This is a genomic window from Gordonia westfalica (assembly GCF_900105725.1).
In the GTDB taxonomy this organism is placed as follows: domain Bacteria; phylum Actinomycetota; class Actinomycetes; order Mycobacteriales; family Mycobacteriaceae; genus Gordonia; species Gordonia westfalica.
Genome location: NZ_FNLM01000034.1, coordinates 765978 through 780188 on the forward strand (window position 1 = coordinate 765978; position 14211 = coordinate 780188).

Here is a 14211-nt window from a genome sequence, read left to right on the forward strand (position 1 = left end):
CTCCGTTTCCGTGACGGGCCTCACCCTTCCAGCACGAACGGTGAGGTCGCGACCTCGGTGCCGTCGGCGAGGGTGCCGATCTCGAAATCGCCGAAAACAGTGGGCGCCACCTGCATCAATTGCCGCAGGCATTCGACCGCGAGCTGGCGGATCTCGACGTCGGCGTGCTCGGTGGCGCGCATGCCGACGAAGTGCCGCCACGCACGGTAGTTGCCGGTGACGACGATCTTGGTCTCGGTGGCGTTGGGCAGCACCGAACGGGCAGCCTGACGCGCCTGTTTGCGGCGGAGGATCGCGTTGGGCACGTCGGCGAACTTCGCCTCGAGCGCCGCGAGCAGTTCGGTGTACGCCTCACGGCTCGCGTCGGTGGCGGCGGTGAACAGTTCTTCGAGGTGCTCGTCGCCGACGATCGCGGGTGGCGCGACGACGTTGGAGTCGTGTTCGGGCACGAACCGCTGAGACAGCTGGGAGTAGGAGAAGTGGCGGTGGCGGATCAGCTCATGGGTGCACGAGCGCGAGATCCCGGAGATGTAGAAGGTCACCGAGGCGTGTTCGAGCAGCGACAGGTGCCCGACCTCGAGGATGTGCCGGAGGTAGCCGGCGTTGGTGGCGGTGCGGGGGTTGGGCTTGTCCCAGCTCTGATAGCAGGCGCGGCCGGCGAACTCGACGAGCGCCTCACCGCCCTCGGCGTCCGTGCTCCACGGCACGTCCTCGGGCGGGGTGAACTGGGTCATGGCGACCATCTGCACCTTCAGCGGCACCAACTCGGACACTCAGTCCCCTCCATTCGACGTTTGTGTGACCCGATTGTCCCCCACCGCTCCACCGGGCTCGGATTCGGCCTGAAGTCGCGGTCCACGGTGGGTAAGGTCCCTATGTGTCCACTCGGCATGAGTCCACCCGACGGACTTTCCTGCGAACCGGTGCGGTCGTCACCGGCGCCGCCCTCACGGTGCCCGCCCCCGCCGAATCCGGCCCGGCGCAGGCTGCCCCACGGAACGTCTTCGTCCACGGCGTCGCCTCCGGCGATCCGCTGCCTGACGCGGTCATCCTGTGGACCCGAATCACCCAGTCCCCCACGTCGACGCCGGGTTCCGGTGTGGGACAACCGTGTTCAGTCCGCTGGGAGATCGCTCAGGACGCGGGTTTCGGTGCGATCGTGGGTTCCGGGGTCGAGCAGACGTCGGCCGAGCAGGACTTCACCGTCAAGGTCGACGCCACCGGGCTGAGTCCGCGGACGACCTACCACTACCGATTCACCGTGACATCGGGACCGGCCGCCGGGGCAGTCTCGCCGGTCGGCACCACCCGCACCGCTCCCGCCACGAGCGCCGATGTCGCACGGATCCGCTTCGGCGTCGTGTCCTGCGCCAACTGGGAGGCGGGTTACTTCTCGGCCTACCGGCACCTCGCCGCCCAGCCCGGCCTCGACGCGGTGCTCCATCTCGGCGACTACTTCTACGACTACCAAACCGGCCGCTACACAGGGAAAACCGGAACAGTCCGGGTCCACGACCCACGCCACGAGGTCGTCACGCTGCGCGACTACCGGACGCGTCACGCCCAGTACAAGACCGACCCGGACCTCGCCGCACTGCACCGGAAGGTGCCGTTCATCCCCGTCTGGGACGACCACGAGACCGCCAACGACGCGTGGAGCGGCGGCGCGGAGAACCATCAGCCGAACGAGGGGCCGTGGCCGGTCCGGCGCGCCGCCGCGCTACGCGCCTACTCCGAGTGGATGCCCATCCGCCCCGGCGTCGACCCGCAGGGCCGACACCTGTTCCGCCGGCTGCGGTTCGGGAAACTGCTCGAACTGTCGATGCTGGATCTGCGCTCCTACCGCGACCTGCAGGTGAGCGCGCGGTCGGCCAGCATCGACGACCCGGCTCGCACGATCATGGGCAAGGCGCAGATGTCGTGGCTCACCAACGGGCTCATGTCGTCGGAGACTCGCTGGAAGATCGTCGGCAACCCGGTGATGATCACGCCGGTGCTGATCCCGCCGCTCGATCCGGCGACGACCGGCGCGGTCACCTCGATGCTCGGGATCCCGAAGGAGGGAATCCCCTACAACGCCGATCAGTGGGACGGGTACGCCGCCGACCGCCGGCGTCTGCTCGACTCCATCCGGACCAACCGCGTCGACAACGTCGTGTTCGTGACCGGCGACATCCACTCGTCGTGGGCCTGCGATGTCCCGGTCGACGTGGCGAACTACCCCGGCGCCGGGACCGTCGCCACCGAACTCGTCGGCACCTCGGTCACGGCGACCAACGTCGACGACATGTTCAACGTGCCGCCGGACACCGCCGGTGTCGCGGCGTCGGCGGCGTTCCGCACGGCGAACCACCACGTGCGTTTCTGCGAGCTGGACGCGCACGGGTACTCGGTCCTCACCGTCACCCCCGCCGCCACCCAGATGGACTGGTACTTCGTGAACAACAAGATCGACCCGAGGTCGGGCCAGTTCTACGCCAAGTCCTACCGGGTGCGCAACGGTACGCAGCGGGTCGAGCCGCTCGGACGACCCGCCGTCTAGCTCTGCTCCAGGATCGCCGTCAGCTTGGCGTGGGTGTCGGGCCAGCCGTGCACGGCGATCGAGGTGATGCCGAGCGCCTTGACCGGGTAGTCGTTGCCGCCCTCGTCGAGGCGGTCACCGAAGAACAGGATGTCCGAGGTGCTCAGGCCGAGGATGTCCATCAGCTTGAGCGCGCCGTACGCCTTGTCGATGCCCTTTTTGGTGACGTCGACCGACGTCGAACCGCCGCTGCGGACCTCGAGGTCGGGCAGCCGCTCGGCGGCGTAGGCGCGCAGCGACTCCTTCTTCGCGCCGTCCGGGTCCCAGGCGGCCTTCGCGTCGACCGGAGCCTTCTGTCCCAGTGCGCTGAAGGTGATCTGGCTGCCGCGGTCCTCGAGGATCTCACCCCAGGTCTCACTCTCCCAGATCCCGAGTTCCTTGGCACCGGTCTCGAGGACGTCGAGGGTGCGCTTCTTCTCGTCGTCGGTGAGGTACTCGGCGTAGACGGTCTCCCACTCGTTGCCCGACCAGCGGACGTACTGGGTGCCACAGGTGGGCATCAGATGGAGGTTGCCGACCGAGTCGAAGGTGCCGAGACGCGCGAGGACCTGCTTGGAGAACTGGGTGAAGTTGCCGCCGGAGATGATGCACCCGAGGCTGACGTCGAGCATCCGGCGGAGCAGGTCCACCATCTGGTCGTCGAGCGGGCTCTTCGAGGGTGCGAGTGTGTCGTCGAGGTCGAACATCACCAGGCGGTAGTCGTTGCCGTCATACGACACGGTCATCGTCGGTTCTCTCCTTCAGGTCGTCCCCGGGTGTGTGTTCCGCTGGTTCGCGGCCTCCCGATGCTCAGCATCCCATCACGGTCCGGAGGTCGCGCGCGAGGTCACCCTTCGTACCCACCGACACGTCGTCGAGGTCGAGCCACCCCGCGAAAGTGCGCAGGTCGTCGGCCAGTCGCCCGGCGACGACGCCGCGATCGTGTCCGGACTCACAGAAGGCGCCCAGTACCAACAGGGTTCGGGACCTGCGGTCGGCCTTGAGGTCGACGCGTGCGGCGATGTCGGTGCCCAGCAGGTAGGGCAGCACGTAGTAACCGTGGACGCGCTTGTGCTCGGGGACGTAAATCTCGATGCGGTAGTGGAAGTCGAAGAGGCGCTCGGCTCGTGGCCGGAAGAAGACGAGCGGGTCGAACGGCGAGAGGATCGCCGAGGTGTCGATGCGTCGCGGCATCGGCGCGCCGTCGGCGAGATACGCGGGGTCTCGCCATCCCTCGACCGAGACCTCGTGCAGCACACCGGCATCCACGAGGTCGGCGACGGCCGGCCGGGCGTCGGCGGGTTTGAGGCGGTAGTAGTCGGCGAGGTCGGCGACGGTCGCGACGCCGAGGGACCGAGCCGCGCGGGCGACGAGATCCCGGTGCGCCTGCACACGGTCCGGATGCTGCGCGGCGATGTCGGCGCCGACGACCCGTTCGGTGAGGTCGTAGTGGCGCATGAAGTTGCCGTTGCGGACCGCCGACAGGTCGCCGGCGGCGAACATCGCCTCACACAGGTGCTTGATCTCGCCGCGCTGCCACCAACTCCCGGCGGTGCCCGGTTCGCGTTCGATGCCGAGCTTCTCCTCGATGGTCCGCGGCATCGCGGCACCGATCTCCTCGATCACACTGCGGACGTCCTCGGCGAGACTCCGGTTGCGGCGCATGACCTCCCGGGTGTGCCGGTACCGTCCGTCGGCGAACTCATCCATGCGCCAACGGAACAGCGGCCAGTCGTCGACCGGGATGAGAGCGGCCTCGTGCGCCCAGTACTCGACGAGCAGACGCTTCCCCCGGACCGGCTGCCAGGCCGCGCGATGCAGGAGGTCGGGATCGTAGGGTCCGAGCCGGCTGTAGAGCGGCATGAAATGCGCCCGCGCCGCGATGTTGACCGAGTCCATCTGGAGCAGGCCGGTCCGGCCGACGACCCGCTTGAGGTGCGCCATGGTCGGGGCGCCCGACGGTGCACGATCCGCGAATCCCTGTGCGGCGAGCGCGGTTCGACGCGCCTGAGCCGGGGACAGCCGTTCCGGTGCCATCAGCGGGTGTAGTCGATGAAGCGGTAGGCCGTGCCGGTGGTCGAGGTCTGCCACTCCCCTTGGTCGGCGACCGTCCACTCCGGCCCGATCTCCGGCGCGAATGCATCCGCACCCGGAACGTCGACGTCGATCTCGGTGACGCAGAGTTCCGTCGCGAACCGCATTGCCGCCCGGTAGATCTCGCCACCGCCGATGACACCGATCTCGTCGCCGCCGGCAAGGGCCAGTGCCTCGTCGATGGTCTGCGCGACCAGTGCCCCCTCGGCGGACCAGTCCGGGTTGCGCGTCACCACGATGTTGGTGCGGCCGGGCAGCGGCCGGAATTTCGGCGGCAGCGAATCCCACGTCTTGCGGCCCATGACGACCGGGTGTCCGAGGGTCTTCTCCTTGAAGCGGGCCATGTCCTCGGGGACGCGCCACGGGATGGTGTTGTCCCGTCCTATCGCCGCGCCGCTGCCGGCGACCTCGTGTGCCTGCGCCCAGACGAGCCGGACACGGGGTGTCACACCGCCACCGGCGCCTTGATCCCCGGATGCGACTGGTAGCCGACGATCTCGATGTCGGAGAACTCGTAGTCGAAGATCGAATCCCGCTTGTGCAGTTCGAGTTTCGGGTACGGGAACGGCTCTCGCGAGAGCTGTAGGTTCACCTGGTCGACGTGGTTGTCGTAGATGTGGCAGTCACCACCGGTCCACACGAACTCGCCGACCTCCAGACCCGCCTGCTGCGCCATCATGTGGGTCAGCAGCGCGTACGACGCGATGTTGAACGGCACGCCGAGGAACAGATCGGCCGAGCGCTGGTACAGCTGGCAGGAGAGCTTGCCGTCGGCGACGTAGAACTGGAAGAACGCGTGGCACGGCGGCAGCGCCATCTGCGGGATCTCGCCCACATTCCAAGCCGACACGATGTTGCGTCGTGAATCCGGGTTGGTCTTGAGCATGTCGAGGGCGGCCGAGATCTGGTCGATCTGCTCCCCTGAAGGAGTCGGCCAGCTGCGCCACTGGACGCCGTAGACCGGTCCGAGTTCACCGTTCGCGTCGGCCCACTCGTCCCAGATCGTCACGCCGCGCTCCTGGAGCCAGCGGACGTTGGAGTCGCCCCGCAGGAACCAGAGGAGTTCGTAGACGATCGACTTGAGGTGCACCTTCTTGGTGGTGATCAGCGGGAAGCCCTCGGCGAGGTCGTAGCGCAGCTGATGACCGAAGAGACTCTTGGTTCCCGTCCCGGTGCGATCCGCCTTCGGGGTGCCCGTCTCGAGCACGAGACGCAGCAGGTCCTCGTACGGAGTGGGGATCGTCCCGGTCGATGAGATGTCGCGGATGGCGGTGCTCACGGCTGTCAGTGTAGGGCCTGACGCATTTGCTGCAGCTCAGACCCACCGCCCCCCGCCGGCTGAGCCGGTACGGAGCGCAGCGACGAACCGCGTCGAAGCCCCTGATGACACGACGCTGTGACTGCTGTGACTGCTGTGACTCCGAGCGGTATCCTCCTCCCGTGGCCACCCGCAGCACGACCCGCGCCAATCGCTACGCGAAGCGACGCCGTAAGCGTGTCGCCTCCCGCGACAACGACCTCACCGACACCCAGTGGCTCGCCCTTCAGGAGGCCTGGGGCGGTTGTGCGTACTGCGGCGCCGATGGGGTGGCTCTACAGCGCGACTGCATGCTCGCGATCTCCCGCGGCGGCCGCTACACCGTGACGAACGTCGTGCCGTGCTGCGGTTCGTGCAACGCGAGCAAGTGCAATTCCGAGGTCACCTCCTGGATGCGCCGCAAGAAGCTCGACGAGAAGGCGTTCCTGGTGCGGCAGTACGAGGTGAGCAGGCTCCTGGCCGACGTCGAGTAGTCCGGAGCTCGGCCCAGGCTGGTGCGAAGTGTTCGCGGAACACTCTGTTGGAGCACACTGGGATCATCCCGGCGAAGGAGAGACGACCATGAGCTTCGAGACCTCGACAGGTACACGTGGCGGCCGTGTGCCGAAGGGTCCCCTCATGCGCATCGTGAACACGATCGTGACGCCGAGGATCCGCCGGAAGGGACAGTTCGGCGGTTCGAATGCGCTGGTGTTGCACACCACCGGCGCCAAATCTGGCAAGGAACGGTCCAACCCGCTCGCCTGGTTCCCCGGACCCGACGGCAGCTGGCTGATCGTGGCGTCGGCCAACGGCGCTGTCAACAACCCCGGCTGGTACCACAACCTGAAGGCGAATCCCGATGAGGCCCGGATCGAGGTGGACGGCAAGACCGTCGAGGTCCGCGCCCAGCAGCTCCACGGCGACGAGCGCGCAGCGGCGTGGAAGCAGATCAGCGAGAACGAGCGCTTCGCCGGGTACCAGGAGAAGACCGATCGGGAACTGCCGATCATCAAGCTGACCCCACGCTGACCACCCGGCCCTCCGGTGTTCCGCGGAACACTCAGGCGGCCGCGGGAATGGCTGACGCCTGGCGTTCGCGCCACTCCCAGACGGCGTAGATCACCTCGGTGGCGTACCCGAGATCGAGCTTGCCGCCACCCACAGGCACCGTCGCATCAGCCGCGATCTGTTCATCGGGTGACCACAGGCCCGGTGCCCGGGTTGTTGGACTCACCTCGATCGCCGAACCATTCGGCATATGGAACGTAAACCGCTGACGCCCATGAGTTTTGATAGAGAACTCACCTCTGTGCAGCGCCCGATGACATGACCCGCACAACAAAATCAGGTTGTCGAGCTCGGTCTCGCCATCGTTGGACCAGAACACCACGTGGTGCGCGTGCAGGTGCCGTGTGCGCTCGCAACCCGGCGTCTGGCAGCACCGATCCCTCAGGAACAACGCCCGAATCATCGCCTTCGACGGGGTCCGCTGCTTCCGACCCAACCCCAACAACGCCCGCTTCCCCGGACGACCAGGAACCCTCCTGGACAACGCTTCTCGTAGCGACGCACCACAGGCCGCTTCCTCGACCTCCGCCTCAGAGAGCGCCGGTCCGTCATCGAGATGAGCGCGCTCCACGCCATCACCGACATGGACAAGGATCTCCGCACCCGGCGCCAACTCCGGCATCGCGATTCCCTCATGTACCGCATCGGCCATCGCCACCACCGCTACAGCAATATTCGACGGTACGTTTCGCCACAGATCCCGACGATTCGCCGGCTTCACCTCCGAATCCGTCTCGCCGGATTCGGTTTCCAGTTCGCCGGGAGTGTTCCGCGGAACACTCGGCAGATCAGAATCGCCCATCGTGCGGGTGCGCTCGTACTCCGCCCGCACCGTCCCCGCCAGAAACCGCGCCCCATCCAGGGGCGTCAACGTCATCGACACTGACAACGAGCCATCGAGGTTCCACTTCCACCGAGCCCACGACTCCGCCGGCGGTACGAGTTCCCCACCATCGGCGTAGCCCTGGTCTATCTGGCGCATAGCCCGCACCGCCTTCTCCAGTTGCGACGCGGTGCACGACAGAGCCAGATTCACCAGTTCTTTCTCCCGCGACGGAGTTGCGACCCGAGTCAGCGCCCGCACCTTCGAATACGTCAGCCGGCCTTCGCTGAAGTGCTGCCGGATCACCGGCAACTCACGGAGCGCCTTGGCGACTCGCACCTGCTCATGTGCCGTCCGCGGTGCAATGCCGGCCTTCCACGACAACCAGTGCGCCAACGAATGAATCCCCGGCCCTCGCCACGACTGTCGCTCATCCAACTCCGCCACCAGACCAAGGAACTCCGCCGTCAACGCCGTGATCTGCGCGGCGTAACCGAGCACCCGAACCTCGAGCACCTCATCCGGGAGCGATTTCGGATCCGCACCGTCGAACATCGACGACACGCCCTCGGCACGTAACGCGGTAACAGACATCCCGACCCCCCAGCCAGTTCGAACAAATATACGAATAAGCTACCCTGGGGCACCGACAATTCCGCAGATCACGACTCCACGAGCGTTCCGCGGAACGCTCGATACTGAGACCGGTTACCTGTGCCCACGCGCTGAACCAGGCAAGTCCCGAAGACGGCGAGTGTTCCGCGAAAATTCGCGCTGCGCCGCTTGTCAGTGACGTAGAGCACGATGCGACCATGAATTCCAACTGGGCTCTCCTCGCACCGTACTTGGTCATCATCACCGCCGTGCAGTTCGGCACCACCGCAATTGCCAAGCTGCTCGCGGCTTCTCGTTTCTCGAGAATCGAGCGGCTGTCAAGAGTGATTGAAGCTGCAGTCGGCGCCGCCACGGCCACGTCCCTCGTATTTGTGTTTGCCGTGTGGGCGAACGAAACAGACCACCTTCAGGACCCTCCCGCCAACCGAGTCAATACAGCGACATCTTTCGCAGTAGCGTACGGCGTAGTAGCGATCGTGTTCGTGATCGGCGCAGCACTGCTGGTATTCGGCGGTCTTAAGCTTCGGCTGGCGACAATCACCGTCTCGGCGCTCTTCGTGTTCTTCCTACTTCCTGGAGCGCCTGAACTGGTTCCCACATTCGCCGATGTGCTCTTCGGGATTCTTTTTCTCGGTGGGGTGCTCGGTGGCACAGTCTGGATCTTGCTCGCGTCATTGCTCGGTCCTGATCGACTCAGCGAACTGACCGCCGATGCGACTTCCCGCGTACACACCCGCAGGCAGGCGATCGTCGCGTGGCTGGAACCCAAGAGCTGACGTCCACGGACCGGGCGTCAGCGAGCGGGCTAGCCCATCAACCCCGCCGCCACCGTCGCGCCCAACTCCCAGCATGCATCTCGGTCGTCCTTGCTCGGGGCGCCGGAGACAGTCACATACTCAGCCGATTTCACCCAGCCGAGCCCGGTGGTGATCGCATCGACGGCCTTCGCCGCGCCCTCGGTCCCCTGGTTCCCGTGAAGGTAGAGCCCGAACGGGCGGCCCTGCGTCGAGTCGAGGATCTGGTAGTAGCTGACGTCGAACGCGTGTTTCAGTGCGCCGCTGATGTATCCGAGATTCGCCGGTGTGCCGAGGATGTACCCGTCGGCTTCCAGGAAGTCGCTCGCGGTCACCGCCAGAGCGGCTCGACGTACCACCTCGACGCCCTCGATCTCCGGGTCCGTGGCACCCGAGACGACGGCCTCGAACATCTCCTGGCAATGGGGTGACGGCGTGTGGTGAACGATCAGTAGCCTCTTGTCCGCCATCAGGACCTCCCTGCAAACGCGAGCAACCGGTCTGCGGCACTCTCCGACGCCGGTTCGATCGGCGCCTCGAACAGTCCGGCCGCACGTAACTCCTCGATGACCGGTCCGGCGTCGGTGAGCACGAAGTCGACGAGCCCGTCCGACGGAGTCCACTTCGCCCCGATGCCGACGCATAGATCGTGGGAATGCAACGCCAGCTCCATGATTCGCATCACCACGAGCTGGCGTCCCGGGCGTCGGCCGGCGCGATGATCGACCTCGACGTCGAGGTCCGCGGAGTCGACGGCCGCCCGAAAGGCGTTCTCGCTACGCCAGAATTCGGCGGTCGCGTCACCCGCCCCCACGTAGTCGACGTCGCGCGTCTTCAGCGTGTCGGTGGCGCTCGCGCCGTCGAGCAGCATGGCGTATCGGTAGCCGCCGCCGATGAGGTGGTTGATCAGATCGCGGTTGGTCCATCCCGCGCAACCGCTTGCCCCGCCGAGCGTCTCGGGCCCGGCCTTCGCCAGATGCTCGGCCCACAGCCGGGCGGCGTCGTCGAGCCTGCGCGTCCGAGCGATCATCTGGCCCGGGCCGCCTTACTGCTTGCGCCCGTGGAACTGGGCGACCGCGCGTTTCATCATCGCGCGGGCGCGGGGGCGGTCACCGGCGTAGTCGTAGGCCCGGGCGATGCGGTAGGTGTTGCGCCAGTCGTTCGGGTCGGCCTCCCACTCGGCCTTGACCTGCGCGAACAGCTCGTCGGCGGCGTCGCGTTCCATGCGGCCCGACGCGCGGTGCGGGAGGTTCGAGATGTCGAGCTCGCGGCCTTCCTCGGCAATCACCGCGGCGAGCTTCTGGTGTTCCAGACCCGCGCGCAGCGTCGCGTAGATCAGCCACGCACCGATGAGCGGCAGGGCGATGACGCCCAGTCCCAGTCCGATTCCGGCGGCGGTACCCGTCGCGATCAGCTGGAAGCCGCGCCAGCCGAGCAGGACGAAGTAGACGACGAGCGCGACGACGAGGAATCCGATCATCCAGATGATCGGGCGCGCATCCTTCTTCTTCGGCCCCAGCTGCGGTGCGCCACCCTCGGTGTCGCCGGTGTGGTTGCCGCCGTCGTGAGTTCCGCCGTCGTGAGTTCCGCCGTCGTGAGTTCCGCCGTCGTGCGTGCCGTCATCGACCATGGGGATCAGAGGTCCATCAGTTCTTCGAGTCCCACGGTGAGCCCAGGCTGGTCGCCGATCTTGCGCACACCCAGGAGCACTCCCGGCGCGAAGGACGAACGGTCCAGCGAGTCATGGCGGATCGTCAGCGTCTCACCGGTGGTACCCAACAGCACTTCCTGGTGGGCGACGAGGCCGGCCAGGCGCACCGAGTGGACGCGCACACCGTCGACCACGGCCCCGCGGGCACCGTCGAGTTCTTCGGTGGTGGCATCCGGGCTCGGTCCGACGCCGGCGTCGGCACGTGCGCGGCCGATCAGCTCGGCGGTGCGGTAGGCGGTACCCGACGGCGCGTCGGCCTTCTGCGGGTGGTGGAGTTCGACGACCTCGACCGAGTCGTAGTACTTGGCGGCCTGCGCGGCGAAGCGCATCGACAACACCGCACCGATCGCGAAGTTCGGGGCGATCAGCACGCCGACGTTCGGGTTCTCGGCCAGCCAGCCGCGCACGGTCTCGAGGCGCTCCTCGGTGAAGCCGGTGGTCCCGACGACGGCGTGAATCCCGTTGGCGATGAGGTACTTCAGGTTGTCCATCACCACGTCGGGGTGGGTGAAGTCGACGACGACCCGGGTGTCGGTGTCGGAGAAGAACTCCAGCGAGTCACCCTTGTCGACGCCCACGGTGTAGGTGAGGTCGTCGGCGTTCTCGACCGCTGTGACGATCGCCTGCCCGACCTTGCCCTGACTGCCCAGGACGCCCACCTTGATACCGCTCATGTCCACCCTCTTCGATCTCGACGTGTCAACAGGACCCAAGTCTAGTGGCGAGGACTTTTCCGGTATCCCGGCGCATCAGTAGATCGGCGCATCGCCGCGGCGATGCTCGAAGACCAGTGACGTGGTGGTGCCCGCGACCTCGCGACGGCTGTTGAGCCGCTCCACGAATTGGCGCAGCGTCTCGGTGTCGGCGGTGGCCACGTGGAGCATGTAGTCATCGGCGCCCGCGAGGAAGAACACGTCGATGACCTCGTCGTAGGCGGCGATCTCGCCGACGAAGCGCCGGATCTGCCCGCGCGCATCGGACTGCAGGCTGACCGCGACCATCGCGCGCAACGGCCGCCCGACGGCCGCCGGGTCGACGTCGGCGAAGAATCCACGGATGACACCGAGTTCGACGAGCCTGCGCATGCGCCCGTGACACGTCGACGCGGCGATCCCGACGCGTTGTGCCAGCTCACTGTTGGGCATGCGAGCGTCGGACTGCAGGAGCTTCAGCAGCTCGCGGTCCGTCGCGTCGAGTTCTCCCGGCTGAACATCCTTCGGTGCGGCAGGCATCTCACCCTCCTCTGCAGAACCATCTTCACCACTTCCGAGCTCCTGAGAATCTTCTTCACGCACATTGTGTGACTTCTGAAGTTCCTTCACCCTGAAGGCAGATTATCTGCACAAACTTCGAAACGAAAGGGAGCATCATGCGCGTCGGCGTCCCCACCGAGATCAAGAACCACGAGTACCGCGTCGCCATCACCCCGGCGGGCGTCGCCGAGCTGCATCACCGCGGCCACGACGTGATCATCCAGGCGGGCGCCGGCGAGGGATCGGCGATCACCGACAACGACTACAAGGCCGCCGGCGCGCAGATCCTCGGCACCGCCGCCGAGGTCTGGGAGCAGTCCGACCTCCTGCTCAAGGTCAAGGAACCGATCGCCTCCGAATTCGACCTCATGCACGAGGGTCAGACGATCTTCACCTACCTCCACCTGGCCGCGGGACGGGAATGCACCGAAGCCCTGCTCGCCTCCGGCACCACCTCCATCGCCTACGAGATGGTCCGCACCGCCGACGGCGCGCTCCCCCTGCTCGCCCCGATGAGTGAGGTCGCCGGACGCCTGGCACCCCAGGTCGGCGCCTACCAGCTGATGAAGTCCGAAGGTGGCCGCGGCGTGCTCATGGGCGGCGTCCCGGGCACCGAACCCGCCGACGTCGTCATCATCGGCGGTGGCGTCAGCGGAGTGAACGCCGCGATCGTCGCGGTGGGCATGGGCGCCCAGGTCACCGTGTTCGATCTCGACATCGCCAAGCTGCGCGCGATCGACGCCCGTTTCGCCGGCCGCGTCCACACGCGCTACAGCACCGGACTCGCGCTCGACGAGGCGATCAAGAAGGCCGACCTCGTCATCGGCGCCGTCCTCGTCCCCGGCGCCAAGGCTCCGGTCCTCGTCCCCAACAGCCTTGTCGCACAGATGAAGCCGGGCGCCGTGCTGGTCGACATCGCCATCGACCAGGGCGGCTGCTTCGAGGATTCGCACCCCACGACCCACGCCGAGCCGACCTTCAGCGTCCACGACACCACCTTCTACTGTGTGGCCAACATGCCGGGCACCGTCGCCCGCACGTCGACGCAGGCGCTGACCGGCGCAACCCTCCCCTACGTGCTGCGCCTCGCAGACCAGGGCTGGGAGAAGGCCTGTGACGCCGACCCGGCACTGGCGTCGGGCCTCAGCACCCATCGCGGCGAGCTGTTCACCGCCGAGGTCGGCGAAGCGCTGGACCTGCCGGTCACCGCGATGCCGTTCGCACACAACTGATCAGAAGTCGAGGCGCGTCGTGCCCCGCCGCCTCCCGCGGTACCCGTAGCGGCGTTCGCTGATCTCGCCGTGGCCGTCGTAGCGGATGCGCAACAGCGTCGACGCCCGCGTGCCGTATCCCGGGATGTTGATGAACTTCGACGACAGGGCCGCCTCGAACTCGGGTCCGACACCGGTGTCGGGCAGACGCACCGGGTCGGGGCGGTCCTGGTCGGAGAGCATCGCGAAGTAGTCCTCGTCGGACGCACCGGAGTCGATCAGATCGCGAAGCGCGGCGGCCCCGTCGACGACCTTCGGCCAGTCGTTGTCGAGCGCACCGTTGGACACCCCGTGCACGCCGTCGAGTACCCGGGCGGTCTGCGGATGGGGCCGGTTGGTCACCCACCACAGGTCGTCGGTGTCACCGACGAGCAGATTCACCGGGTCGTAGTCGGCGGCCTGTTCGACGACGAGGTCGGCGAACACCTTGGGGTCCTCGTCACCGGTCAGGAAGTCCACCGGCAACCGCCCGCGTGAGCGGACACCCGAACGTTCGGGCCGACCGACCCGCACGTTGGTCACCATCGCCACGCGACCGGGGACGTCGGCGGAGACACCCATCCAGGTGCCGCCGGCCAGCGCGTCGCGTCCGGCGATGATCGGTGCGTCGTCCCAGCGGGACAGCGCATACGTGCGCCGCCGGTGATACTCGTCGCGGTTGGCCGCGACGATCAGCCGGTACTCGGGATGCGCATTCCACGCCAAGAGGATCAGGCACATGG

The 14211-nt window shown here is 66.9% G+C and carries 17 protein-coding genes; 5 read left to right on the forward strand and 12 right to left on the reverse strand.

Annotated elements, in window-relative coordinates:
- Positions 1–20 precede the first annotated feature (20 nt).
- The gene (gene thyX, locus BLU62_RS08840) at positions 21–773 is read right to left on the reverse strand and encodes an FAD-dependent thymidylate synthase (protein ID WP_006436437.1); all 753 of its coding nucleotides are present in this window, start codon (positions 771–773) and stop codon (positions 21–23) included.
- A 104-nt stretch (positions 774–877) separates the two neighbouring features.
- Between thyX and BLU62_RS08845 the strand changes: the two genes are divergently transcribed.
- The gene (locus tag BLU62_RS08845) at positions 878–2542 is read left to right on the forward strand and encodes an alkaline phosphatase D family protein (protein ID WP_074849167.1); all 1665 of its coding nucleotides are present in this window, start codon (positions 878–880) and stop codon (positions 2540–2542) included.
- Here the strand turns inward: BLU62_RS08845 and BLU62_RS08850 are convergent.
- The 4 genes from BLU62_RS08850 to BLU62_RS08865 form a co-directional block, all read right to left on the reverse strand.
- Positions 2539–3306 carry an HAD-IIB family hydrolase gene (locus BLU62_RS08850; protein WP_074849168.1) on the reverse strand — a complete coding sequence of 256 codons (768 nt, stop codon included), beginning with the start codon at positions 3304–3306 and terminating at the stop codon, positions 2539–2541. The two genes, BLU62_RS08845 and BLU62_RS08850, sit on opposite strands and share 4 nt — an antisense overlap.
- Before the next feature lie 64 nt (positions 3307–3370).
- The gene (locus BLU62_RS08855) at positions 3371–4597 is read right to left on the reverse strand and encodes a winged helix-turn-helix domain-containing protein (protein ID WP_074849169.1); all 1227 of its coding nucleotides are present in this window, start codon (positions 4595–4597) and stop codon (positions 3371–3373) included.
- On the reverse strand, positions 4597–5103 hold the full coding sequence (locus BLU62_RS08860; protein WP_074849170.1) for a dihydrofolate reductase: 507 nt from the start codon (positions 5101–5103) through the stop codon (positions 4597–4599). The genes BLU62_RS08855 and BLU62_RS08860 overlap by 1 nt, the downstream gene beginning before the upstream one ends.
- Complete coding sequence (locus tag BLU62_RS08865) at positions 5100–5933, reverse strand: thymidylate synthase (protein WP_074849171.1); 834 nt, start codon at positions 5931–5933, stop codon at positions 5100–5102. The genes BLU62_RS08860 and BLU62_RS08865 overlap by 4 nt, the downstream gene beginning before the upstream one ends.
- Positions 5934–6094: 161 nt before the next feature.
- Here BLU62_RS08865 and BLU62_RS08870 point away from each other — a divergent pair, with 161 nt between their 5' ends.
- Positions 6095–6445 carry an HNH endonuclease gene (locus BLU62_RS08870; protein ID WP_006359548.1) on the forward strand — a complete coding sequence of 117 codons (351 nt, stop codon included), beginning with the start codon at positions 6095–6097 and terminating at the stop codon, positions 6443–6445.
- An 88-nt stretch (positions 6446–6533) separates the two neighbouring features.
- On the forward strand, positions 6534–6983 hold the full coding sequence (locus BLU62_RS08875; RefSeq protein WP_074849172.1) for a nitroreductase family deazaflavin-dependent oxidoreductase: 450 nt from the start codon (positions 6534–6536) through the stop codon (positions 6981–6983).
- Positions 6984–7014: 31 nt separating this feature from the next.
- Here the strand turns inward: BLU62_RS08875 and BLU62_RS08880 are convergent, their stop codons facing one another.
- Positions 7015–8439, reverse strand: coding sequence for an HNH endonuclease (locus BLU62_RS08880; RefSeq protein ID WP_074849173.1), 1425 nt, complete (start codon positions 8437–8439; stop codon positions 7015–7017).
- 218 nt (positions 8440–8657) lie between these two features.
- On the opposite strand from BLU62_RS08880, the gene BLU62_RS08885 reads away from it, so the two are divergent.
- Positions 8658–9236 (forward strand): hypothetical protein, encoded by a 579-nt coding sequence (locus BLU62_RS08885; RefSeq protein ID WP_074849174.1) that lies wholly within the window; start codon positions 8658–8660, stop codon positions 9234–9236.
- A 29-nt stretch (positions 9237–9265) separates the two neighbouring features.
- Here BLU62_RS08885 and BLU62_RS08890 read toward each other — a convergent pair whose 3' ends face one another.
- The 5 genes from BLU62_RS08890 to BLU62_RS08910 all read right to left on the reverse strand — a co-directional run bounded on the left by BLU62_RS08890 (position 9266) and on the right by BLU62_RS08910 (position 12197).
- Positions 9266–9724 (reverse strand): flavodoxin family protein, encoded by a 459-nt coding sequence (locus BLU62_RS08890; RefSeq protein ID WP_074849175.1) that lies wholly within the window; start codon positions 9722–9724, stop codon positions 9266–9268.
- The gene (locus BLU62_RS08895; protein WP_074849176.1) at positions 9724–10284 is read right to left on the reverse strand and encodes a maleylpyruvate isomerase family mycothiol-dependent enzyme; all 561 of its coding nucleotides are present in this window, start codon (positions 10282–10284) and stop codon (positions 9724–9726) included. Before BLU62_RS08895 ends, BLU62_RS08890 begins: the two co-directional genes overlap by 1 nt.
- Before the next feature lie 15 nt (positions 10285–10299).
- Complete coding sequence (locus BLU62_RS08900) at positions 10300–10884, reverse strand: hypothetical protein (RefSeq protein WP_074849177.1); 585 nt, start codon at positions 10882–10884, stop codon at positions 10300–10302.
- 5 nt (positions 10885–10889) lie between these two features.
- Positions 10890–11639 carry a 4-hydroxy-tetrahydrodipicolinate reductase gene (gene dapB, locus BLU62_RS08905; RefSeq protein ID WP_074852780.1) on the reverse strand — a complete coding sequence of 250 codons (750 nt, stop codon included), beginning with the start codon at positions 11637–11639 and terminating at the stop codon, positions 10890–10892.
- A 75-nt stretch (positions 11640–11714) separates the two neighbouring features.
- Positions 11715–12197 carry an Lrp/AsnC family transcriptional regulator gene (locus BLU62_RS08910; RefSeq protein ID WP_006359556.1) on the reverse strand — a complete coding sequence of 161 codons (483 nt, stop codon included), beginning with the start codon at positions 12195–12197 and terminating at the stop codon, positions 11715–11717.
- A gap of 137 nt (positions 12198–12334) precedes the next feature.
- Between BLU62_RS08910 and ald the strand changes: the two genes are divergently transcribed.
- Positions 12335–13450: an alanine dehydrogenase gene (gene ald / locus BLU62_RS08915; protein WP_074849178.1), complete on the forward strand. Its 1116-nt coding sequence runs from the start codon at positions 12335–12337 to the stop codon at positions 13448–13450.
- Here ald and BLU62_RS08920 read toward each other — a convergent pair whose 3' ends face one another.
- Entirely contained in the window at positions 13451–14209 is a 759-nt protein-coding gene (locus BLU62_RS08920) for an NRDE family protein (protein WP_074849179.1), read from the reverse strand.
- Between the last annotated feature and the right edge of the window lie 2 nt (positions 14210–14211).